Annotated in this window: 17 protein-coding genes; 8 read left to right on the top strand and 9 right to left on the bottom strand. The window is 71.8% G+C overall.

From position 1 onward, the window contains the following. Window positions 1-23 precede the first annotated feature (23 nt). Window positions 24-3,032: a hypothetical protein gene (locus HV826_RS28310; RefSeq protein WP_217918821.1), complete on the bottom strand. Its 3,009-nt coding sequence runs from the start codon at window positions 3,030-3,032 to the stop codon at window positions 24-26. A gap of 191 nt (window positions 3,033-3,223) precedes the next feature. On the opposite strand from HV826_RS28310, the gene HV826_RS28305 reads away from it, so the two are divergent. Continuing rightward, window positions 3,224-3,748 (top strand): hypothetical protein, encoded by a 525-nt coding sequence (locus HV826_RS28305; RefSeq protein ID WP_255208275.1) that lies wholly within the window; start codon window positions 3,224-3,226, stop codon window positions 3,746-3,748. A 29-nt stretch (window positions 3,749-3,777) separates the two neighbouring features. Here HV826_RS28305 and HV826_RS28300 read toward each other — a convergent pair whose 3' ends face one another. After that, the gene (locus HV826_RS28300; RefSeq protein WP_176420082.1) at window positions 3,778-4,665 is read right to left on the bottom strand and encodes an OmpA family protein; all 888 of its coding nucleotides are present in this window, start codon (window positions 4,663-4,665) and stop codon (window positions 3,778-3,780) included. Window positions 4,666-5,172: 507 nt separating this feature from the next. On the opposite strand from HV826_RS28300, the gene HV826_RS28295 reads away from it, so the two are divergent. Then, window positions 5,173-5,877, top strand: coding sequence for an NTP transferase domain-containing protein (locus tag HV826_RS28295; protein ID WP_176420081.1), 705 nt, complete (start codon window positions 5,173-5,175; stop codon window positions 5,875-5,877). Between the two features lie 63 nt (window positions 5,878-5,940). On the opposite strand, the gene HV826_RS28290 is transcribed toward HV826_RS28295, so the two are convergent. Continuing rightward, window positions 5,941-6,726, bottom strand: coding sequence for a hypothetical protein (locus tag HV826_RS28290; RefSeq protein ID WP_255217458.1), 786 nt, complete (start codon window positions 6,724-6,726; stop codon window positions 5,941-5,943). Between the two features lie 437 nt (window positions 6,727-7,163). Between HV826_RS28290 and HV826_RS28285 the strand changes: the two genes are divergently transcribed. After that, the gene (locus HV826_RS28285) at window positions 7,164-7,568 is read left to right on the top strand and encodes a response regulator (RefSeq protein ID WP_176420080.1); all 405 of its coding nucleotides are present in this window, start codon (window positions 7,164-7,166) and stop codon (window positions 7,566-7,568) included. Between the two features lie 15 nt (window positions 7,569-7,583). Here HV826_RS28285 and HV826_RS28280 read toward each other — a convergent pair whose 3' ends face one another. From HV826_RS28280 to HV826_RS28270, 3 genes are all read right to left on the bottom strand, one after another. Then, window positions 7,584-8,441, bottom strand: coding sequence for a hypothetical protein (locus HV826_RS28280; RefSeq protein ID WP_176420079.1), 858 nt, complete (start codon window positions 8,439-8,441; stop codon window positions 7,584-7,586). A gap of 80 nt (window positions 8,442-8,521) precedes the next feature. Further along, a complete protein-coding gene (locus tag HV826_RS28275; RefSeq protein ID WP_255208481.1) occupies window positions 8,522-10,033 on the bottom strand; it encodes a hypothetical protein in 1,512 nt (503 codons plus the stop codon). 159 nt (window positions 10,034-10,192) lie between these two features. Next, window positions 10,193-10,555: a hypothetical protein gene (locus tag HV826_RS28270; protein ID WP_225909612.1), complete on the bottom strand. Its 363-nt coding sequence runs from the start codon at window positions 10,553-10,555 to the stop codon at window positions 10,193-10,195. Between the two features lie 207 nt (window positions 10,556-10,762). On the opposite strand from HV826_RS28270, the gene HV826_RS28265 reads away from it, so the two are divergent. Further along, on the top strand, window positions 10,763-11,611 hold the full coding sequence (locus HV826_RS28265; protein WP_176420077.1) for an HAD family hydrolase: 849 nt from the start codon (window positions 10,763-10,765) through the stop codon (window positions 11,609-11,611). Window positions 11,612-11,691: 80 nt separating this feature from the next. On the opposite strand, the gene atpA is transcribed toward HV826_RS28265, so the two are convergent. From atpA to atpH, 3 genes are all read right to left on the bottom strand, one after another. Continuing rightward, window positions 11,692-13,239 (bottom strand): F0F1 ATP synthase subunit alpha, encoded by a 1,548-nt coding sequence (gene atpA, locus HV826_RS28260; RefSeq protein WP_176420076.1) that lies wholly within the window; start codon window positions 13,237-13,239, stop codon window positions 11,692-11,694. 123 nt (window positions 13,240-13,362) lie between these two features. Beyond that, window positions 13,363-14,841 carry a PAS domain S-box protein gene (locus HV826_RS28255; protein ID WP_176420075.1) on the bottom strand — a complete coding sequence of 493 codons (1,479 nt, stop codon included), beginning with the start codon at window positions 14,839-14,841 and terminating at the stop codon, window positions 13,363-13,365. A 146-nt stretch (window positions 14,842-14,987) separates the two neighbouring features. Beyond that, window positions 14,988-15,536, bottom strand: a complete 549-nt coding sequence (gene atpH, locus HV826_RS28250) for an ATP synthase F1 subunit delta (RefSeq protein ID WP_176420074.1) — start codon at window positions 15,534-15,536, stop codon at window positions 14,988-14,990. Window positions 15,537-15,727: 191 nt separating this feature from the next. On the opposite strand from atpH, the gene HV826_RS28245 reads away from it, so the two are divergent. The 4 genes from HV826_RS28245 to HV826_RS28230 all read left to right on the top strand — a co-directional run. Then, complete coding sequence (locus tag HV826_RS28245; protein WP_176420073.1) at window positions 15,728-17,554, top strand: Hsp70 family protein; 1,827 nt, start codon at window positions 15,728-15,730, stop codon at window positions 17,552-17,554. Window positions 17,555-17,624: 70 nt separating this feature from the next. Beyond that, window positions 17,625-18,788 carry a TIGR02266 family protein gene (locus HV826_RS28240; protein WP_176420072.1) on the top strand — a complete coding sequence of 388 codons (1,164 nt, stop codon included), beginning with the start codon at window positions 17,625-17,627 and terminating at the stop codon, window positions 18,786-18,788. 152 nt (window positions 18,789-18,940) lie between these two features. Continuing rightward, complete coding sequence (locus tag HV826_RS28235) at window positions 18,941-21,073, top strand: beta-propeller domain-containing protein (RefSeq protein WP_217918820.1); 2,133 nt, start codon at window positions 18,941-18,943, stop codon at window positions 21,071-21,073. Window positions 21,074-21,262: 189 nt separating this feature from the next. Continuing rightward, window positions 21,263-22,185 (top strand): MATE family efflux transporter (locus HV826_RS28230; protein ID WP_368671008.1); only part of this gene is annotated, 923 nt, incomplete at its 3' end.

Genomic DNA, 22,185 nt, shown 5'->3' with positions numbered 1-22,185 from the left:
GTTCGTTCTCTCTCTTGAGGCCGTTACGGCGTGGGCGCGGTGCCCGTGTTCAGGAACTCGATGACCTGGTTCTGGGCGGTGTTGCGCACGGACCGGAGGAACTGGCTGGTCGCCGAGCCGGGGTCCTGCGAGGGGTCCACGATGCCGAAGAACGCGTGACGCACGTTCGCCGGCAGGCCCTGCACGTCCGCCAGGTACGACTGCACCGTGCGAGGCGTGGAGGCGTTGACCAGCGGGTGGTTGGCCGCGTCGATGAGGCCCTCCGTCACCGCGTTGGGCATGACCAGGTCACCCTGGATGTACTGGATGAACGCCTCGCGGTTGGCGGGGAGCGGCGGCTTGGAATCGTCCTCGGGCCAGTTCTCCAGGTACTTGCCGTAGTTGCGGGGCGAGGCCGGGTCCAGGATGGTGCGCGCCAGGGTGATGAACTCGTAGAACTCCGGCGTGCCCGGGGTGCGGCCGATGCTGGCCAGGGAGTTGAAGAAGCCCGTGCGGTACTGCACGAACGTCGGGTCGGTGGCCGTCAGGAGGATGTCCACCAGGTCACCGCCCACGGCGTTGAGCGCCGTGCGGCCCACGACGGGGGACACGGAGGCGGACAGGACGCCCTGGATGCCGCCCAGGCTCTGGCCCACGTAGTTGAACTGGCTGGTGTTCAGCGTCCCGGCGCCCGCGCCGGCCAGGCGGCCGTTGAGGCTGTCGGTGTCCAGCGCGCGCACGAACTGGGCGAAGTCCACCACGTGGTGGCGGAAGTTGTCGCGGGTGGCGAACAGGTTGACCAGGTTCAGGAAGCCCGCGCCGGAGACGTACGGCGGCTGGGTGGGGCCAGGACGGGCGAAGTCGCCGCCCTCGCAGGTGCCGGTGGGGCTGCCAGGCGCGGCCACGCAGCGGCCCAGGCCCTGGCTGGAGCAGAACAGGTCACCGTGCGGCGAGGCGTCCGGCGCCACGTTGCACACGGGCTGGTTGCTGGACACGCAGCGGCCGAAGGTGGGGCTGCCCGCCGTCACGTCGCAGGTGTCGCCGTCATCGCAGGCCTCGTCCGGCGTGGTGAAGACGTACTCGGGCGTGCCGTCGCGGTTCTCGTCGATGACGACCGGGGACGCCTGGCTGATGCCGGCGCAGCTGGCGCGCTCACCGTGGAACACGGTGTCGATGGCCGCCACGGCGTAGCCCGCCGCGTTGAAGTTGTTGGCCACCGTCATGATGTTGGTGCGGTTGCCCGTCAGGCCGTGTCCGAAGACGACCACCGGGTAGCCGTCCGCGGGCGCCGTGCCGGCGGGCGTGAAGAGCATGAACGGCACGCGGTCGATGCGGGGCGTGGCGCGGTTGAGCGTGCCCTGCGCGTCATCCAGGAGGAAGGGCGAGTGGTACGCGCCGATGAAGACGCGGCCCACCGCGTCGTTGTCCAGCGTCAGGGCCTCCATCGTGCCCTTGATGGTGGCCGTCTGGTCCACCAGGTAGACGGGGTCGGCCGGCACCTGCGTGGGGGCGCCGTTCAGCACCTCGAGGATGGAGCGGGTGCTCTGGGTGGTGAAGGCCCAGGCCAGGTTGATGTCCTTGCGCGGAATGCCCGCGGCCTCCAGGCCGTCGAACAGCGGCTTCATGCCCAGACGCGCCGGCTCCAACCGCACGGCGAGGTCGTCCGGCACGGCGGCCACCTGGCTCTTGCCGTTGGCGTCCACCAGCGGGCTGGCCATGCGCATCAGCGCCTGCGCGGCGGTGGGCGCCACGGTGCGGCCCAGCGTGTCCTTCATGCCACGCAGCATCACCACGCCGTACTGGGTGGCCTCGTCCAGCGGCACCTCCGGGACAATCTGGAGCTGCTGCGGCGAGTTCGGCGCCGGCGTCAGGCCCTCCACGACGGGCTCGCAGTTGAAGCACACCTTCACCTGCGGGTGGGTGCCCTCGGTGGGGCGGGTCAGCTTGACGAAGCGCAGTGTGGTCTTCGCGTCATCCTCGGTGCCCTCGGCGTCCGGCGCGAAGCCAATCTTCAGCCGCACCGTGTTGGCGTCCAGCAGGGAGCCCGGGTCAATGGGGCCGCGGGTCGCGCCGTTCTCCGACACGATGGGTGCGGTGGTGGACCAGCCGTCCAGCGTGTTGAGGCCCGCGATGAGGCTCTGCGCGGGGCCCGCCTCGGGGGGCAGGGGCAGGTTCAGGTGAGCCAGGGTCGTCTCCGTGGCCGGCACGCGCAGCAGGTCATTGGGGAAGGGGATGACGCTGGCGTTCGGGTCGAAGGTGGCCTCCGGGTGGTCCATGATGCTGAAGGTCCACAGGAGGACGATGTCCTCGCGCTTCACGCTGAACTGCTCGGACACCAGGTTCAGGATGGGCGCGTAGCCGCGGCGCAGCTGCTCCAGCCGCAGGGCGCTGGCCGTCTGGTCCGCCAGGCGGGCGGCGGGCTCCGTCACCGTGGAGGGGATGAGCTCGGTGGCCGTCTGGCAGTCGGGCGCCTGCAGGTCGTCGCAGGTGACCAGCGACTCGGTGGAGCTGGCGAAGGACCACGTGGCGGACGGGATGACCGGCTTGCCGGCCGTCGTCTTCACGCCGTTCTCACCGCCGATGATGGCCACCGCGTAGCGGCCACCCTTGGGCCAACCCCCGGGCAGCGGGGGGATGATGGTGACGAGGTTGGTCTCCTCGTTGTACCCGATGTAGCTGGGCGTCGCCGGCTTCGCCAGCGGCGTGCCCGCGTACACGTCGATGATCTTCACCGTGTTCGTGTTGACCGTCCCCGCCTCCAGGCCTTGGATCCGGGTGGTCGCGGTGACGGTGGTGGGGAAGCCGTTGAGCGTGTTCACGTAGTCGCGCGTGAACTCCTGCTCCGCGGCGGGCGCCTGCGGGTTGATGGGCGCGTTGACCAGACCATTGACGATGGCCAGGTCGTTGGGCGACGGGACGACGGGCGGGGACCCGGTCGGATCGAACTCCGCGACGACGGAGTCTTCGGCGCTCCGCGGCGGGTCCTGAGCGATGTCGGGAGTACAGGCCGAGGCGCCCAGGGCAATAGCCCCGAGGAACAACACCTTTCTCATGGGTACAACCCCCTCCAAGTCCTGGGTTGGATGACTGGACTGGAAACGTTCGTGGCGTACCACGTCCCTGGGTTGGCAGGAAGACAAGGGACTTGACGCGTTGTGTCACTTGTGATGGCGCGTGCGGGGTGGTGAGACGGGCGGTCGTTGACACGCTGCGCAGTGGGCACCGGGCGGTTACGCTGCCGCGCATGAACCGACTATTGGGTGTGCTGGTGGTGGCGGTTGCCGTGGTGGCGCATGCGGAGGACGCGGGGGGCTTGACGTGGACGGCGCCCGCGGACTGGGCGGTGCAGGGGCCCCGGCCGATGCGCGCGGCGACGTACAAGCTCCCCGCGGCCAAGGGGGACACGGAGGGCGCGGAGCTGGCCGTCTTCTACTTTGGCCCGGGGCAGGGCGGCGCGGTGGACGCCAACGTGAAGCGCTGGGTGGGCCAGTTCCAGACGGCGGACGGCAAGCCCATCACGAAGGAGGCGAAGACGAAGGCGGAGAAGCTCAACGGCCTGCCGCTGACGACGGTGGACGTGAAGGGCACGTACACGGGCGGCGGGCCGATGATGGGCCCCTCCACGCCCAAGCCCGGCTTCCGGCTGCTGGGCGCCATCGTCGAGGGCGCCCAGGGCGCCGTCTTCTTCAAGCTGACGGGCCCGGAGAAGACGGTGGCCGCTTCGGAGAAGTCCTTCCGCAAGCTGCTGGAGTCGGTGAAGAAGCAGTAGCGAACAAGGCGCCACCCGCCGGCGCGGGGCTACTTCGCCCCGCGCGCGGGCTTCGCCTGGGCCTTGGTCGCGGTGCCACCCGCGAGCGCGCGCTGGACGGCCGCGGCCGGCGTGCGCTTGGCGGGCAGGTCCGGCATGAGGAGCACCTCGATGCGCCGGTTGCGCGCGCGGCCCAGCGGGGTCGCGTTGGTGGACACCGGCCGCATCTGCCCATAGCCCGCCGCCACCAGCCGCCGCGCGGGCACGCCGCCGGTGTCCTGGAGGAAGCGCACCACGTTCACCGCGCGCGCCACCGACAGCTCCCAGTTGGAAGGGAAGGTGCTCTGCAGCTTCTGCGACGGGGGCGAGTCATCCGTGTGGCCCGACACCTGGATGGACTTGTCCTCCACCTTGGCCAGCACGCTGCCCAGCCGCGTCAGCACCTCCTGGCCGCGCGCGCTGATGCTCGCGTCGCCGGAGTCGAACAGCACCTTGTCCACCAGGTCCACCTGGATGCGGCCCTCGACCTGGGACAGGCGGATGGCGCCGTCGGCGATCTCCGCCTTCATCTTGTCCTGCAGGTCGTCGTAGGTGGCCTTCAGCTTCGCCAGCTCCGCCTCCTGCTCCTGCACCGTCTGGCTGAGCTGCTCCTTCTCCGAGCTGAGCTGCTCCTTCTCCGTGGCGAGCTGGGTGCGCTCGGCTTCCAGCGTCGCCAGCTTCTGCTCCAACTGCAGCCGCGCGGTCTCCGCGTCCCGCGCCCGCGTGGCGGCGTCCATGGCGGCCTGGCGGGACTGCTCCGCCAGCGCCTCGGCCTGGCTCGTCCCGCGGTGCGCCAGGTACATCATCCCGCCCGACATCAGCACCACCAGCGCCGTCACCAGCCAGGGCACCCAGGGCCGTCCGTGCGGTGCCTGGCCGTGCTGCGTGGACTCCGTCATGTCGAGACCTCCCGAGTGGCTGAACGGGGGCCACCGTAGCCAGACGCCCAGGGTGCGCCTCAAGGCGCCCCGGTGTGCGCAGGTGTCTGGCGGTGCAAGGTTTCAGCGGCGTCAGAAGAGAGCCCGCCCCTGCGCACGCCGCGTCCGGCGGACCCGGCCTGGGAGCGGAAACCCGCGCCGGAGAGGGTGCACCTGGCTGCGAGGATGGACACGTTGAGCGCGGGGAGGCGTCCGCCATGGGACAGTTGATTGAGCCACGCGCGTGGTGCCGCTGGGGCCCACGGCGCCGCTCGGGGAGCCCCACGACGGGGCCCGGCGTTTCGGGTGACGGATGGCGGACGGAGCGCCTGGCCGGATGCTCATCCAGCGAACACCCGTCCGGAGTGACTGGCGTCTGGCTGACGGCTGGGACCCAGGGGTGGGCTGCAATCCCACGCGGACGCCGCAGCCTTTGAGCGGAGGCCCCCGGGCCTGCGACGTTCATTCATGGGGGCGGAGGAGGCTGGCATGAAGGCAGTGGCGATCATCCTCGCTGCGGGTGAGGCCCGGCGGATGGGCCACCCCAAGGCGCTTATCGAGCATGAGGGAGGCAAGAGCTTCCTCCAGTCCCTGGCATCCACCTTTGGCAAGGCGGGTTCCATGGTGCTCGGCGTGGTGGGGAAGGACTCCGAGGCGGTGCGCGAGCAGCATCCGGGAATGGAGCTGGTGGAAGCGGAGCGGTGGCAGGAGGGGCCCCTCCTGTCGATAAAGGCGGGGCTGGAGGCCGCGCTGGAGGCGGGCGCGGACGTGGTGTTGCTGCATCCGGTGGACATGCCGGCGCTGCGCGCGTCCACGCTCAAGTCGCTCCTGAAGATGGCGCAAGACGCGGATGAGCTGCTGCGGCCGGAGTTCGAGGGCGCGCCCGGCTGGCCGCTGGTGCTCTCCCGGAGCGGGGCGGAGCGGCTGCGCGCCGCGGACGGCCCGCAACTGGAGCCCGCGCTGGCGGCGATGAAGGTGCGCCGCGTGCCGGTGAAGGACCCGGGCGTGGTGGTGAACATCAACACGCCGGAGACGTACGAGCGCCTGTTCGGCACGCAGCCGCGGCTGGCGCCTCCGCCCAAGCGGCGCGGCACCAGCAAGCGCGGCACCGGCCCGGCGACGTCCAACGTGGCGGAGCTGGGAGGTGAGCTGGGCGGCGGTTCTGCGCCCATGGCCGCCGCGTCCGACGAGTAACGCGTGACGGAGGGCTGGCTGGGGCCCGTGAGACAGGGGCTCCGGCCAGTACCACTGGACGCGTCAGAACGTGAGGCCCAGCCCCAGGTACGGGCCGGTGAGCCGCTCGACTTGCTCCTCCCCGTTCGTGTGCCCGGCATCGTTGAGGTAGAGCGCGCGCCAGCCACCGCGCAGGTTGAGCGCGCCCGCGTGCAGGGCCAGGCCGGCCTGGGCATCCACCTGACGGTGCGGGAACGGCACCGCCTGGATGCGCGCCTCGATGTCCACTGGCGAGGCGCCGATGCAGGCCTCCGCGGACGCGGCGAAGCTGGGGCCCACGAAGAGGATGCTCGGCGCATGCGCGCTGGCGAAGCCGCCCTCCAGCCGCAGCCGGCCCCGCGCGCCCGCCCACAGCGCCGCGGAGGCATGCGCGCTCAGCAGGGTGATGCGGTCGGTGGCCCCCGAGCCGTCCGTCGCGGGCAGCGTCATGCCGGTGATGCGCGTGTCCAGGCCCAGGCGGCGGCCGTCCATGGCCATGAAGAGCCCCATGGCCCCGGCGTCGCCCAGCAAGTCCCCCTGCACGCCCATGCGCACCAGCAGCGGCACCGTGTCCTCCGGCTCGCGCATCACCCGCTGGGCGGGCCGCGCGGAGGCGAAGCCCGGGCGGGTGGCGCCGATGAGGGCCCCCGTGACGATGACGCCCGGTGGCAGCCGGCGCACGCGCGTGACGCGCCGCCGGGGCGCGTCGTCACCCCGGGGCGTGCGCTCGCGGCCAATGGCGGAGGCCGGGTGGGCGCGGCGGTTGCCGCGCGAGCGCTCGCGGCGCTGGCCAACGGCGGACGCGGGATGAGCCCGGGCGCCGCGCGACACCTGGGACGGGGGGCCTGGCGGGGCGGGCTCCGGGACGAAGACGAGGACGAGGAGGTGCCGCGCTTGCCGAAGCGCGCCTGGGCGGGGGAGGTGCCCAGCAGGACACCCGCCGCGAGCGCGGCGCACAGCACGGCCTTGGATGCGGGCAAGGTCCACTCCTCGTGGGGGTTTCGGGGGCGGGCGGATTCAACCGCCTTCCCTCCCCACGGACCATGGGCCTCCAGCGCGACGTGTCGTCCACCAGCGCGTGCTGTGCGGCGCCGGACACCGCGGCGGGGTTCGCCGTCGCCGCGAATGTGGCGCGTGGTGCTGGCGGGCGGCAGCGGCCTTTCCCGAGCTGTAATATCTGCATGCTCGGGCCCGGCAGATGCTCATGCTTTGACAGAGAGCGGGATGCGGCGAAGTCGCTCGTGCCTGGGCGCGAAGGAGGGACTAGGGTGCCGGGTGTGACTCATCCCGTGGTGCAGCCGCAGGTCCTGATTGTGGAGGATGACCCGGACGTTCGGGGGGCCATGGCGGAAGCGCTGCACGACGAGGGCTTCGAGGTGTCCATGGCCATCAACGCCGTGGAGGCCCTTCGCGTGCTCGCGGCGTTGGAGTCCCCCTGCCTGGTGCTGCTCGACTGGGAGATTCCGCGCGTGGACGGGCGAGGGCTGCTCGAGCGGCTGCGGTCCGATGAGCGCTTCGCCGGGACGCGGGTGGTGGTGATGACGGCGGAGGCCGGGCCGCTGCCGCCTGGCGCGGCGGGGGTGCTGCGCAAGCCCGTGCGACTGGAGATGCTGCTGGAGGCGACGCGGCGGCACTGCCCGGTGGCCAGCGGCGCGGTGAAGACGCCCGCGTGAGGGCTCCAGAAGACGTCAGTAGGTGAGGCCCAGGCCCAGGAAGGGGCCGTAGAAGGTGTCGACGTGGGAGACGCCATCCACGTAGCCGGCGTCGTCCAGCACCATGCCGCGGTAGCCGCCGCGCAGCACCACCGCGCCCAGGTGCAGCGCCAGCGCGGCGCTCGCGTCCACCTGCCGGTAGGGGAAGGGCGTCACCTGCACGCGGGCCTCCAGGTCCAGGGGGCCGGCGATGCAGGCCTCCAGGGAGGCGCCGAGGCTGGGGCCGACGAAGGTGATGTCCGGCGCGTGCGCGGTGCTGACGCCCGCCTCCGCGCGCACGCGGGCACGCTCGTGGGAGATGAGCGCCCAGGTGAGGTGGGACTGCGTCAGGGTGATGGAGTCCGAGCCGCTCGTCCCATCATCCGTGGGCAGGCCCAGGCCCGTCAGCCGCAGGTCCACGCCGAAGCGCCGGCCCTCCAGCCCGAGGAACAGGTCGGCGCCGCCGCCCCCTTCGTTGACGGGCCCGCCCTGGAGGCCCAGGCGGAAGGACAGCGGCGCCGCGTGGCGCGCCCCGCGCAGCTCCGGCGACAGGCTCAGCCGGTGGTTGCCGGTGGCGAAGAAGAAGGAGAGCCAGCTCACCGACGTGGTGCTCGAGCCGCCACTCGCGTACCGCCGGTTGCGCGAGGAGCGCGGCCGGGACGTCCGCCGGGGCGCGTCGTCGTCATCGTCGTCCGAGCCGATGGCGGAGGCCCCGTGCTCCTTGTCATCCCCATCCCGCTTCGGCTCGCTCTGGGACGGCCGCGAGCGCTTGCCGAAGCGGGCCTCGGCCGCCGTGGGACCCAGACCCAGCGCGAGCGCGAGAAGGGCACACAGCAGGGTCCGGATTGGGAACACGGGGTCAGCTCCTGGGGATGGGCCGGGGATGCGGCCGCCGGAGTCCTGGACGCCCGGCGGCCTGCTTTATTCAATCCGCGTCATTGCTTGGGCGGCGCTGGGCAGGCGGCGGGGTCTTTCAGGCACGCGTCCGTCTGCAGGCACTGGCCCGGGGACTTCGCGAGCTTGCACGAATCCGTGCACTTGGGAGGGGACACGGAGTAGTCACACGTCCCCCCACAGGTGGTCTGCGCCTTGGGGTCCACATCCTCGCAGGGCGAGCGCAGGAACACGGTGATGGGCTCGGGGTGATGGACGCCGCGCGAGTCGTCGCAGCCCTCGAAGTCGCCGTCTCCCCAGACGGCGGCGCCGTCATTCAACTTGCAGCGGGCGGGGCGGGGGTTGTAGCTGCCCGGCTCGCAGGGGCCCGCCGCGTGCGCCATGCAGCCGGAGATGCTCTGGCCGCCGATGTCGGCGTTGGCGCAGATGCGCGAGCGCAGGTGGCTGTCGCCGTCCACCCAGTCCCGGCCGTGGCAGGCGTGGACGTTGTCGTGGACCACGCCCTTGAAGCGCAGGTTGACGAGCTTGGGCTCGAAGGTATCCGGGTTGAGGACGACCTCCACCGTCAGCTCGCGCGAGTCGAACATGTTTCCGTAGAAGGCGCCCTCCCGGAACGTGTACGCGCCGAAGGGCTCGGCCGGGTAGGTGCCGGCGGTGGCAACCGGGGCCACCCAAGAACCCGGCGTCGCGGCGCGGCTGTAGGGCGCGGACATGATGCTGTAGCGGCCGCTCGCGGGGCACTTGAAGTCGACGCTGGGCTCGATGCCGCCGCAGGGGTTGTCGAGCGTGTCGGCCAGGCGGTCCTCCCAGGCGCAGCCCCGCGGGTCCTCGCACACGCGCAGCACCCGGTCGCCGAAGATGCGGCCCAGGCGGCCGGTGCAGGTTTCCGGGTGGGGCGCGCCCGCGGCCACCGTCACCTTCTCGCCCGGGGTGCAGGCGCCCACGTGCTCCCCCAGCCAGCCGCACTCGGCCTGGAGGCCCGCCTCACCCGACGCGCAGGGCAGGAACATGGGGCTCCACTCCCGGTGGTTGCCTGAGGGGTTGAAGCGCCGGAGCTCGCGCGAGTCCTCGCCGCGCATGGACACCATCACGCTGTCCCCGAAGGCGTTGTTGCGCGCCAGCAGACAGGCCGTCACGTAGCCCAGGCAGGCCTGGGTCGGCTTGTCCTTCTCCCACTCCGGGCACAGCCCCAGCTCGCCCTTGAAGCTGTAGATGTCGCCGGCGCGGCTCTTCCACTTCACGGTGGCGCCCGGCGGCAACGCGCACTCGGTCAGGTAGGTCATCACTTCCCGGGCAGGTGGGTGCTCCAGCGTGTGCTTCAGCCGTCCGTCGGTGGCGAACGACTGCGTGTGCAGTGGCATCGTGGTGAGGGCATCCAGCGCGGCCCGGTTGCTGGTGAGCGCGTTGAAGGCCAGCTCCTCGGTGCGGAGCGAGTTCAGGATGCGGATGCCGGGCTCCGCCTGAACCGGAGCCTGGGGAAGCAGCAGCGCGGTCAGGAACAGGAGCGCGGCCCGCGAGGAGCGCGAGGAAAGGCGAAGCGCGAAGGGCGACATAAAGCGTGGACCTCGGAGCGAAAAGGGACTCGATGACTCCCGGGGTAGCACGTAGCGGGCCGGACGCTCAGGCCCGCGGTTTCGCGGGGTTGCCAGCGGGCCCTGTTGCCTGGGGGGCCACACCCGCTCAAGGGGTGTGGACGTGGAGGCCACGCGCTGTCAGCGCCGTCCCTGCTTCTTGGCCTTGGCCAGGCGCCGGGGCTCGGGCTTGCCCGGCGCGGGCGGCGGCTGGAGCGCCGTGGTGCACGCGGCGGTGGCCGTCACCGCGGCGGCATAGGCGGCGTGGTGCTGTTGCTCCAATGTCCGCAGCCGGCGCGACATGGCCTCGCGCAGGGCCTGGAGCTCGGCCACGCGGGCCTCGGACTCGGCCGCCTCGCGTGTCAGGGCGTCGTTGCGTTCCACCAGGGCGGAGATGGAGCGCGAACCCGCCCAGGCCCCTGTCGTGGCGAGCAGCACCGCGCTCACCAGCAGGCCCCAGGGCAGCCACGCCCGGCGCGGGGGCGCCGACTCGTTTCGCTGCATCGCTTCCATGTCCGCGAGGTTAGCGGCCCATGCGGGGTAGGCTTCAAGGGGAGGACGTGGGAGCGCGCGCCACAGCGAGGCGTGCTGGCCACCCCGAGGCCAGGGCGCAGCCCCCCGGCCGCCGGTTGATGCGGCTGGGCTTGATTCGAGGCCCGTGGGTGAGGCGTCATCCGGCCCCTTTCCTCAACTTCGGGAGCCGGTGGTCTGATGGCGATTGCGTGCGTGGTGCTGGACTTCGACGGAACCTTCACGGACGTGGCGGCGGAGAGCGCGCCCTTCCTCCGGCATTTCCGGCAGGGCCTGGCGGCGGCGGTAGGGGAGGACCTGGAGTCCGCGTGGGAGGAGGAGGTCGCCGCGTTGCGCGCGGGCGCGGACGCGCTGGGCTGGGATTTGGGCGGCCGGGTGGTGGCGCCCGCGACGGCGGACCCGTACCTGACGGCCACCTGCGCGGCCCACCGCCTCATGCAGCGCTTCGGGCAGGGCCAGGACGAGGCCCGCCGCTCCGACGTGGTGCAGAAGCTCTACCGCGAGGCCTACGCGCACTCGGCCACCGCCTTCAAGCCGGAGGCGAAGGAGGTGCTGGAGGCGCTGGTGGCCACGGGCCTGCCGGTGACGGTGGTGACCAACGCGCACACGGATTTGGTGGAGAAGAAGCTGGACCAGCTGGCGCCCAAGGGGCGCGAGAAGCTGACGGTGTCCGGGGACGCGCGCAAGTTCCTCCTGGACCCGCCGGACGCGCCGGATGCCCGCTTCACCGCGGTGCCGGAGACGCAGACGCTGGACGGCGTGCTGCGCCGCCCCGTCTACCTGCGCCGGGGCCGGTACTTCCAGGCCCTCAAGCGCGTCTGGGAGGCCACGGGCACCACGCCAGAGCAGACGCTGGTGGCCGGTGACATCTACGAGCTGGACCTGGCGCTGCCCGCCGCCCTGGGCGCGCACGTGCAGCTGGTGGCCCGCGACAACGTGCTGCCCTACGAGCTGAAGGCCATGGAGCTGCTGGGCGCGCGCGGCGGCGTGGACCGCAGCCTGCACGGCGTGCTGCCCCGCCTGCGCTGAAGGCCGGGCCCGCGGAAACACGAAGCCCCGCCTCCCGGTGAAGGGAGCGCGGGGCGCGTGGGCCACAACCGGCGGGGGCGTTAAACCTTGGCGCCCGGCGTCGGCTGGAAGACCTCGTTGAACTCGGTGATGGCCTTGCTCAGCGCCGTCTTGATGTCGGCGGTCAGCTCGCGCTTCGACGCCAGGTCCTTGGCGACGTTCGGGTGCTTGCCGTCGGCGAACTCCAGGAACTCACGCATCCAGCGCACCACGTCGGCCACCGGGATGTCGCGAATCCAGCCGCGCTTCTTGGGGTCGTCGCGGTTGGTGGCGGCGTAGATCTGCATGACCTGCTTCTCGACGGGCATGGGCTCGTACTGGCCCTGCTTGAGCAGCTCCACCATGCGGGCGCCGCGCGCCAGCGTCTCCTGGGTGGCCTTGTCCAGGTCGGAGCCGAACTGGGAGAAGGCGGCCAGCTCGCGGTACTGCGCGAGCTCCAGCTTCATGGTGCCGGCCACCTGCTTCATGGCCTTGATCTGCGCGGCCGAACCGACGCGGGACACGGAGAGGCCCACGTTGATGGCCGGGCGGACGCCGGCGAAGAAGAGGTCCGTCTCCAGGAAGATCTGCCCGTCGGTGATGGAGATGACGTTCGTCGGGATGTACGCCGACACGTCACCGGCCTGCGTCTCGATGATGGGGAGCGCGGTGAGCGAACCGGCGCCCTCCTCGTCGGACAGCTTGGCGGCGCGCTCCAGCAGGCGGCTGTGCACGTAGAACACGTCGCCGGGGTAGGCCTCGCGTCCCGGCGGGCGGCGGAGCAGCAGCGACAGCTGGCGGTACGCCACGGCCTGCTTGGACAGGTCGTCGTACACGATGAGCGCGTGCATCTTGTTGTCGCGGAAGTACTCGCCCATGGCCACGCCGGCGTACGGCGCGAAGAACTGCATGGGGGCCGGGTCGGAGGCGTTGGACGCCACCACCGTGGTGTACTCCATGGCGCCGAAGCGGTTCAGCTTCTCCACCACCTGGGCCACCGTCGACTGCTTCTGGCCGATGGCCACGTAGATGCAGTAAACGTTCAGGCCCTTCTGGTTGATGATGGTGTCGATGGCGACGGCCGTCTTGCCCGTCTGGCGGTCACCGATGATGAGCTCGCGCTGACCACGACCCACCGGCACCAGCGCGTCCAGCGCCTTGATGCCCGTCTGCAGGGGCTCGTGCACGCTCTTGCGGGCCACGATGCCGGGCGCCTTCACCTCCAGGCGGCGCATCTCCGTGGCCGCGATGGGGCCCTTGCCGTCCAGCGGCTTGCCGAGCGGGTCCACCACGCGGCCGAGCAGCTCCTTGCCCACCGGCACGGAGGCAATCTGCTGAGTGCGCTTGACGGTGTCGCCCTCACGGATGGCCTGGAAGTCACCCATGATGGCGACGCCGACGTTGTCCTCTTCCAGGTTGAGCACGAGGCCCTGCACGCCGTTGGCGAACTCCACCAGCTCACCGGCGAGCGCGCCCTCGAGGCCGTAGATGCGCGCGATACCGTCACCGACGGACAGCACGGTCCCCGTCTCCGCGACGGTGACCTTCTTCCCGTAATCCTTGATCTGCTCCCGGATGATTCTGCTGATCTCGTCGGCGCGGATTTCCATGAGCGTATGCGTCCTTGCGCAGGGGCGGCCGACGTGGAGCAGGCCGCCGAAACCTTGAAGTCGGGGCCCCTTACCATGCACACCCACCCGCTGCAATGCGGTCGGCGACAGGCCCCAAGGCCTTCAGTGTCCCGCTCCCTCACGGGGCAGCCAGGCGGTGAAGCTGACGCCGCCCCCGGAGCAGGACTCCACCGCCAGCTTCCCCCCGTGGGCCACGGCGATCTGCCGCGCGAGGTAGAGCCCCAGGCCCAGGCCCTCTGGGGTGGCGCCGCGCTCCTTGCGGAAGGGCTCGAAGAGGGAGGAGTGCTCTTCCGCCACCACGGTCAGTCCAGGGCTCTTCACGCAAAGCGTGACGCCGCCCACCGCGCCCGCCACGCGCAGGGTGATTGGCGACTCCTCGGCGCCTTGATGGAGCACGCTGCCCAGCAGGTTGTCGGCCAGCTGTGCCAGCCGGCGGGTGTCCCAGTGGCCGCGCAGGTCGCCTTCCGTCTCCAGGTGGAGGGTGCGCCGGGGATGCTCGCGGCGGCGCTCCTCCACGACGCGCTCCACCACCGCGTCCAGCACGGCGGGCTCCGGCCGCAGCGCCAGCCCGCCCGTCAGCCGCGTGCGGGTGAAATCCATCAGCTCCTGGAGCATCCGCTCCATGCGCCGGGCGGACCGGGCCACCTGGCCCACCAGCGTGCGCTGCGGCTCCTCCAGCCCGTCCATCCGCTGCAGGGAGCGCGTGCCTTCCTGCAGTGATTGCAGGGGCGCTCGCAGCTCCGCGTCCACCACACCCAGCATCTGGTGCCGGAACTGCTCGGTGCTCGCGGAGCGCTCCTCGGCGGCCTTGCGGCTGCTGATGTCCCAGACCGCGGCCAGCCGCACCTGCCGGCCTTCCCACGTCACGTAGCGCCCCAGCACCTCCAGGGGCAGCCGCTGGCCATCCCGGCGGAGGACGACCACCTCATAGGGCGTCTCCAGCCCGCGGCTCAGCACCAGCCCCACCTGCGAGCGGAACTCCGGGGCGACGTAGTCCGCCAGGTGCCGGCCGATCATCTCCGACGGAGACGCGTAGCCCAGCAGCTGGGACATCGCCCGGTTGGCGTCCATCACGATGCCGTTGTCATGCAGGAAGTGCCCGTCACAGGCCACGTCCGCCAGGCTGCGCATGTGCGACTCCCGCGCGCGCAGCCGTTGCTCCTCCAGGACGCGCTCCGTCTCGTCGCGCACCCACAGCGCCACCCCTGCCAGCGCGCCGCCCTGCAGCGCCGGGGACAGGCCCACCCGCAGGTGCCGCTCACCCGCAGCGGGAGCCAGCACGCCGCGCACGGGGGTCTCCGTCACGTCCTCCCCGGAGAGCGCCCGGGCCAGCAGCGGCGACAGCGCCTGCGCCACCTGCGGCCACAGCTCCGCCAACGGACGGCCCACGTGCGCGCGCGGCTCCAGGCCGGACAGCGCCGCCAGCGTGGCATTCACCCACACCGGACGCAGCTCCCGGTCCAGCAGGGCCACGCCACACCCCGCCGCGCTCAGCAGGGCCCCCAGGAAGGGCCGCGCCTCCTCGGGCGCCGCCAGCGTGGACGGACCTTCGGAATACCGGTGGAGTAGGGACTGCGGCATGGTCAGGTCGTCCAGGCGGCACGGGGCTGTCCCGTTCCGCTGGCGAGTATACCGCTGTCAGGGCCCGCTGGGAATACCGGTTAGCCCTGGACTGCGGGGTGATGAAGACGACCTGGAACGTTGGTTGCCCGGCGAGCGGGCAGGCCTCAGCGCTGCTTCAGCTCGCGGCGCAGCTCCTCGAGCTGGGTCCGGATGCTGCCGTCGTAGAGGATGCTGCCCACCTGAGCGGCGACCCCCCCCAGCAGGCTGGGGTCCACGCGCGTCTCCAGCAGGACGTTGCGCTGGGTGAGCTGCTGCAGGGTCTGCTGGAGCTGGGCCAGGGCGTCGGCCGGGAGCGGCGCGGCGCTGGTGACGTGGCCCCGGACGCGGCCGGCACGGGCATCCGCCATGTCGCGGTAGAGGCGGGCGATGTCCGCCAGGTAACCCAGGCGGTTGCGGTCCACCAGCAGGCGGAGGGTGTTGGCCAGCGTGGGCTCCACGCCGCCGGGGATGGCCGTCATCACCGACTCCACCACCCGCAGGCGCTGCTCGCGGGTGTAGGCGGGGTTGACGAGCACATCCGTCAGCTCGGCGTTCTTCGCGATGACGTCAGCGAAGGCGGTGAGCTGCTCGGCGACGGCGTCAGTGCGGCCCGCCTCTGAAGCGACATCGAGGAGGGCGCGGGCGTAGCGGCGGGCGATCGACACGTTCACCATGGCGGTCGCGCCCTTAGCACGGGCATTTCCCCCGAGCAACGTCCCTGGCATCGGGGCGCCCTGTCACCCGGGGCACGCCTGCCGGCCCGGGCCGCGGCGTGGGAAAGCGACGCTTATCGGCAGGCAGGCGCGGGAAGGGGGCTTGGCGAGCTGGCGCGAACACCCGTAGGGTGGTGTCCTCTCGGCCCCCCATGCATGACCCCGTCATCGGCATCGACCTGGGTACTACCAACAGCGCCGTGGCGACCGTGGAAGACGGACGCCCGCGCCTGATTCCCGCGCGCGCGGGTGGCCGGTTGACGCCGTCCACGCTGGGCGTGAACAAAGCTGGCGAGCGCGTGGTGGGCGTCGCTGCACAATCCCTGGCCGAGGAGCACCCGGACTCCGTGGTGTGGGCCACCAAGCGCTTCCTGGGGCGCCGCTACACGCCGGAGCTGATTCAGGAGGCGAAGGCGCTGGTGCCGTATCCGCTGGTGGCCGGGCCCGCTGGCGACGTGCGCGTGCGGCTCGCCGGGCGGGTGATGCCCGTCACGCAGGTGTCCGCGATGATTCTGGGCGAGCTGGCCCTGGACGCGCAGGCGCACTTCGGCCGCCCCGTCACCAAGTGCGTCATCACCGTCCCGGCCAACTTCGACGACAACCAGCGGCAGGCCACGCGCGAGGCGGCCAGCATCGCCGGGCTGGACGTGGTGCGGCTGGTGAACGAGCCCACCGCCGCGGCGCTGGCGTATGGCCTGTCGCGCGGCTTCGAGGGCAACGCGCTGGTGTTCGACCTGGGCGGTGGCACCTTCGATGTGTCCATCCTCGAGGTGAAGTCCGGCGTCTTCGAGGTGCGCGCCACCGGCGGCGACCCGAAGCTGGGCGGCGAGGACTTCGACCAGCGCATCGTCCAGTGGCTGCTGGCGCAGGTGGACGATGAGCTGCGGCACGTGGTGTCGCAGGACGCGCAGAGCCTGCGCCGGCTGAAGGTGGCCGCCGAGTCCGCCAAGCGCGAGCTCACCGAGAAGGAAGAGGCGTCCATCTACGTCGCCGGGCTGGGAGACCACTCGGCGCCCGGCAAGCGGATGGCGGAGCTGGAGACGGTGCTGACGCGCTCCTTCTTCGAAACGCTGTCCGAGCCGCTGTCGCGCCGCTGCCTGGACGTCTGCGAGTCGGTGATGCGCGACGCGAAGATGGACCCGCACGCGGTGGACGTGGTGCTGCTGGTGGGCGGCATGACGCGCGTGCCGCTGGTGCGGCGGCTGGTGGCGGACTTCTTCGGCCGCGCGCCCTCCACGGACGTGCACCCCGACGAGGCCGTCGCGCTGGGCGCCGCGGTGCAGGCCGACGAGCTCATCCGCCAGTCCGGTCAGGCGCTGCTGCTGGACGTCGCCACCCAGAGCCTGGGCGTGGGCGTCATGGGCGGGCGCGTGAAGCGGCTCATCCCGAAGAACACCGGCGTGCCGGTGGTGGCGCGGGACATCTTCTATCCGGGCAGCTCCGGCCAGCAGGAAGCGCGCATCCCCGTGTACCAGGGCGAGAGCGAGTTCCAGGACGAGAACTACAAGCTGGGCGAGGTGGTGCTCAAGCGCCTCCACGTCGCCTCGCGCGGAGACGTGCCGCTGGAGGTCGTCTTCGAGCTGTCCAGTGAGGCGATTCTCTCCGTCAAGGCCACGGACCTGACCACCGGCAACATGGAGGCCGTGCGGCTGGAGGCCCGCGCCGGGTTGCCGCAGGGCGAGGCGGAGAAGCTGGGCGCGGAGCAGGCCCACTACGCGCGCTCGCAGGGCGTGGTGGACTCGAAGCGCGCGGAGGAGCTGTTCCGCAAGCTGCTGGAGCGCGGGGAGAAGCTGGCGCGGCTCCTCCAGCGCAGCGCCCAGGAGAACCCCAGCCCGGAGGCGCAGGCCACCCTGGGCACGGTGCAGCGCCTGCTGGATGGCGGCCGGTCCGCCCTGGACAGCGGCAACGCGGCGCAGTGCGCCACCATCGCCAAGCAGCTCACGCGGTTGTTGTCCGGTCGCCAGGAGCCTCGCGCCTGAGCGTCCATCCCCGAACGGTGGCCCCGGGCGCCCGTGGCCTTGGCACCTCTTTCCACCTATCCGTGAGCGTATGAGCCCTCCTCCCAACGCGCGTGACACCGTGTTCGTGGTGGATGACTCCCGCACCGCCCGGGAGGTGGTGCGCCTGCACCTGACGCGGCTGGGCTGCGAGGCGGTGGCGCTGGAGGGCGGCGAGACCTGCATGGCCGAGCTGGCCCGGCGCACCCCGGCGCTCATCCTGTTGGACCTGCGCATGGAGCGCATGCAGGGTGATGAAGTGTGCCGGCTGGTGAAGGCCCACCCGGCGGGGCGCAACGTGCCCGTCATCATGTTCACCTCCGGCGGCGAGCCCCACGAGGTGATGCACTGCTGGCGCGCGGGCGCCGACGACTTCCTGCCCAAGCCGGTGGCGCTGGGCGCCCTGGAGGCGAAGCTGGCCGCGGTGCGCCAGGCCCGGGAGCGTGTCCGCGAGGGCCTGCCGCGAGGGCGCCGGGTGCTGCTGGTGGAGGGCGGGCGCTTCCTGCACACCTTCCTGGGCGGCTCGCTGGAGCAGGAGGGCCTTCACGTCCTCTACGCACGGGACATGGGGGACGCGGCGAACCTGGCGGCGGAGCACGGCGCGCACCTGGATGGCTTCGTGGTGGACGTGTCGCGCACGCCGCGCGAGGCGCTGGCCCTGGCCACGAAGCTCCACGACGCGCACCCGCGCAAGCCGCTGGTGCTGCTGTCGCGCGCGGAGGAGTCGCAGGAGGTGCTCGCCCGGGCGCAGGCGCTGGGGGGCGCGCCGCTCCTGGAGAAGCGTCACCTGGGCGCGGACGAGCTGCTCGGCCGCGTCCTGGGGCGGCTGGTCCCGGGCCACACCCCGCTGCGCGCCGCCGAGCGCGTGCCCTTCTTCACGGTGGTGGAGTTCACCACGGCCAACGGGACGACGCTGTCGGGCTTCAGCCATGACGCGGGGCCGGGCGCGCTCTTCGTGCGCACCCTGACGCCAGCGCGCGAGGGCACGCGGCTGACGCTGAAGGTGTTGCTCGCGGGCCAGCGCTCGCCCTGCACCGCCGAGGCGACGGTGGCGTGGTCCAACCCGCCCCTGCCGCAGGGCGCCTTCCGGTCCGCGGTGGGCATGGGGCTGCGGCTGGAGCACATGGACCCGGTGCTCACCCAGCAGTTCGTCCGCTTCGTGCCCCGGGGTCTCGGTTTTCCGGCTCCAGGTTCACCGCGCGCCTCAGGTTTCTGAGAGGCGCGGGGCCGCGCGACCGCTCGACAGGCCTGGGTTCACAGGGGGCGAGGCCCTGGCACGCCAGTGGCAACAAGGCCCGGCCGCCGCTGGCGTGACACCGGGGAGGCCCGTGGGCCGCCAGTGGGGCCGAAGCGCAGAGGGAGGGGCGAATGCAGCAGTGGAAACGCTGGAGTTGGGCCGGAGTGGTGGCGGTCGTCGCGGTGGGGTGTGGTGACGAGGGAAGCAAGCCGCCGCCACCGTTCGGCAACGAGCCCGTGCGGCAGGAGGCCCGGCTGGAGACCTTCCCCGGCTGCGAGGCCCTGGAGCAGCACATCGAGGACACCGCGACGAAGCAGATGCGCGCGGTGCTGGAGGTCTACAAGCAGTACACCTACGGGGGTGGCCGAGGGGGTGAGGCGCCGCCCACGCCCACGGTCGGGGCACCGCAGGAAGACTCCGCTGGCGGCGGCGGCAGCCCCACCGACTACACGGGCACGAACAACCAGGTGTCCGGCGTGCACGAGGCCGACTTCGTGCAGAACGATGGCACGCGCATCTTCGTGCTGTCGGGGCAGCGGCTCTACCTCCACCGCTCCTGGCCCGCCGAGCAGCTCGCGCGGACGGCCGCGCTGGAAGTGGAGGGCTGGCCGCGGGAGATGTTGCTCGACCCCGAGCGCAACCGGCTGGTCATCACCTCGGCGGTGTCCGAGCCGCGGCCGGGCTCGGGCTCGGGAGGCCGCGTCACGGACGGGCCCGCACTCGACTGCGCCGGCTTCGGCTGTGGCGGCTACGGGCACGGCAACACCGTGAAGGTGACGGTGGTGGACGTGGCGGACCTGGAGGCGCCGCGGGTGCTGGAGCAGGTATACCTGCCCGGCGGTTACCTCAGCGCCCGGCGCGTGGAGGGCGCCGTGCGGCTGGTGGTGTCGGACGGGTTCCGCTGGCCCGCGGACGTGCGCCTCTACCCCGAGTATTCGCGGGGGCTCTTCGACAACCGGCTCCGGCTGGCCGCGCACATCGACGCGCTCATCCAGCAGAACGAGCAGGCCATCCGCGCGCAGACGCTGGCGCAGTGGCTCCCCCCTGGGCGCCGCGTGACGGCGGCCGGCGAGGTGAAGCCGCTCGCGTATGACTGCACGTCGTTCTACCGCACCAACGCGCCCACGGGCCTGGGCCTGGTGTCGGTGCTGTCGCTGAACCTGGACGCGAGCGAGTCGGAGCCTGGCCGCACCAGCCTGGTGGCGGCGCCCGGCGAGGTGTACGCGTCCCATGACGCGCTCTACCTGGCGGCGCGCCACTGGTGGTGGTGGCCGGAGCCGGGCCAGACGACGCACACGTACCTCCACAAGTTCGACATCCGCGACCCGGACCGGGCCACCTACGTGGGCAGCGGCACGGTGGAGGGGTACGTCGTCAACCAGTTCGCCATGGACGAGCACGAGGGCGTGCTGCGGGTGGCCACCACCGTGGAGCTCCCGGGGGAGGAGGTCGCGGGGGATGGCGACGCCGTGTGGACGCCTCCGGAGACGGTCAACCGCGTGGTGACGCTGCGCGAAGAGGGCGGGTACCTGAAGCAGCTGGGGCGCAGCGAGGACCTGGCCCGGGGCGAGCGCATCTTCAGCGCGCGCTTCGTGGGCACGCGCGGCTACGTCGTCACCTTCCGGCAGGTGGACCCGCTCTTCACCTTCGACCTGAGCGACCCGGCGCACCCGCGCATGGTGGGCGAGCTGAAGATTCCCGGCTTCTCCACCTACATCCATCCGCTGGGCGACACGCACCTGCTCACCTTCGGCGAGCACCGCAACGAGGACGGCACCTGGCAGGACCGCGCCCTCAAGCTGTCGCTCTTCGACGTGAGCGACCTGGCGCGGCCCAGGGAGACCTTCACGCACCAGCTGGGCTCGATGAGCAGCCACAGCGAGGCGCTCCAAGAGCACAAGGCCTTCACCTACTTCCCCGCCAAGGGATTGCTGGCCCTGCCCTTCATGGACTGGGATTACAACGCCTCCGACTACTGGTCCGGCTTCCGCAGTGAGCTGCGCGTCTTCCGCGTGGACACGGCCACGGGCTTCTCGCCGGTGGGCACCGTCTCCGTGCGGGACATGTACCAGGCGTTCAACTTCCCGCACTGGAGCTGGTACTGGCAGCCCACGGTGCGCCGCAGCATCATGGCGGACGACTACGTGTACGCCATCTCCGACGCGGGCCTGCGCGTGTCCCACGTGAGCAGCCTCCAGACGCCGCTGGCCACCGCGCCCTTCCTGCCTCCGGCGCCCGCTCAGCCAGGGCCCCAGGGGCCGTGACGCGGGGCTGACGCGCGACTCGCCCCCTGGGACGCCGGGTGTCCCAGGGGACGTGTCATGGGGATGGCATCACCAGCCTCCTGGTCAGGCGAGGGGTCGCGGCGCCGTCGGACGTGGGCAGCGCATTCCCTGCCGGAAGGCGCTATAGGCGCACTCCCCATGTCCACCGCCGTGTTACCGACGTCCTCCGTGAATTCTCCCCGCACCGAGCTCCGAGAGCTGTCCCGGCTGGCGATCCCCATCGCCATCGCCCAGGGCGGGCAGGCGCTCATGGGGTTGGTGGACACGCTGGTGATGGGGCGCGCGGGGACGTCCGCGCTGGCGGCGGTGGGGCTGGGCAACGGCCTCTTCTTCGCCGTCAGCGGCTTCGGCATGGGCCTGATGATGGGGTTCGACCCGATGATGTCCCAGGCCATGGGCGCGCGGCACTTCACCCGGGCCCGGGGGCTGCTCTGGCAGGGCGGCTGGCTGGCGCTCTTCTCGGGCCTGGTGTTGGGGGCGCTGCTGCTGCTGACGCCGCCGTTGCTGCTCTTGGGCGGCATTGGCGCGGCCGAGGTCTCGGGCGCCCGGGACTACCTGTTGTGGCGCGCGCCCAGCATGCCGCTGATGCTGGCCTTCCTCATGGTGCGCTCGTATTGCCAGTCCACGGCCTACACACGGCCGCTGGTGATTGCGACGGTGGCGGCCAACGTCTTCAACGTGGCCGCGGACGTGCTGCTGGTGTTCGGCGGTGAGGTGTTGCCGGCCGCCTTCGGGCCGCTGAGGGCGATTCCAGCCATGGGCGTGGCGGGCTCCGCGATGGCGACGACGCTGTGCACCGCGGTGCAGCTGGGCGTGGTGGTGTTCGCGGTGCGGGGCAGGCCCCTGGTGGGCGCCGAGTCCTCCACGCGCCTGCCCGTGTGGGCGGACCTGGCCCGGGCGGTGAAGCTGGGCATCCCCATTGGCCTCCACTTCTCCGCGGAGATTGGCGTGTTCGCGCTGGCGGGGGTGCTGGCGGCGGGCCTGGGGCCGGCGAGCGTGGGGGCGCATCAGATTGCCATCTCCTTCGCGAGCGTCACCTTCACGGTGGCCATGGGCATCGGCAACGCGGGCAGCGTCCGGGTGGGCTGGGC

Source organism: Myxococcus sp. AM010, from assembly GCF_013372585.1.
Classification (GTDB): Bacteria; Myxococcota; Myxococcia; order Myxococcales; family Myxococcaceae; genus Myxococcus; species Myxococcus vastator.
This window is presented reverse-complemented; position numbering and strand designations above follow the sequence as displayed.

Excerpts from the sequence above, each read along its gene's own strand:
- HV826_RS28300 (WP_176420082.1), bottom strand. The coding sequence starts at position 4,665 with ATGACGGAGTCCACGCAGCACGGCCAGGCACCGCACGGACGGCCCTGG.
- HV826_RS28305 (WP_255208275.1), top strand. The coding sequence starts at position 3,224 with ATGAACCGACTATTGGGTGTGCTGGTGGTGGCGGTTGCCGTGGTGGCG.
- HV826_RS28235 (WP_217918820.1), top strand. The coding sequence starts at position 18,941 with ATGCAGCAGTGGAAACGCTGGAGTTGGGCCGGAGTGGTGGCGGTCGTC.
- HV826_RS28265 (WP_176420077.1), top strand. The coding sequence starts at position 10,763 with ATGGCGATTGCGTGCGTGGTGCTGGACTTCGACGGAACCTTCACGGAC.
- atpA (WP_176420076.1), bottom strand. The coding sequence starts at position 13,239 with ATGGAAATCCGCGCCGACGAGATCAGCAGAATCATCCGGGAGCAGATC.
- HV826_RS28240 (WP_176420072.1), top strand. The coding sequence starts at position 17,625 with ATGAGCCCTCCTCCCAACGCGCGTGACACCGTGTTCGTGGTGGATGAC.
- HV826_RS28275 (WP_255208481.1), bottom strand. The coding sequence starts at position 10,033 with ATGTCGCCCTTCGCGCTTCGCCTTTCCTCGCGCTCCTCGCGGGCCGCG.
- atpH (WP_176420074.1), bottom strand. The coding sequence starts at position 15,536 with ATGGTGAACGTGTCGATCGCCCGCCGCTACGCCCGCGCCCTCCTCGAT.
- HV826_RS28295 (WP_176420081.1), top strand. The coding sequence starts at position 5,173 with ATGAAGGCAGTGGCGATCATCCTCGCTGCGGGTGAGGCCCGGCGGATG.
- HV826_RS28245 (WP_176420073.1), top strand. The coding sequence starts at position 15,728 with ATGCATGACCCCGTCATCGGCATCGACCTGGGTACTACCAACAGCGCC.
- HV826_RS28310 (WP_217918821.1), bottom strand. The coding sequence starts at position 3,032 with ATGAGAAAGGTGTTGTTCCTCGGGGCTATTGCCCTGGGCGCCTCGGCC.
- HV826_RS28255 (WP_176420075.1), bottom strand. The coding sequence starts at position 14,841 with ATGCCGCAGTCCCTACTCCACCGGTATTCCGAAGGTCCGTCCACGCTG.
- HV826_RS28270 (WP_225909612.1), bottom strand. The coding sequence starts at position 10,555 with ATGCAGCGAAACGAGTCGGCGCCCCCGCGCCGGGCGTGGCTGCCCTGG.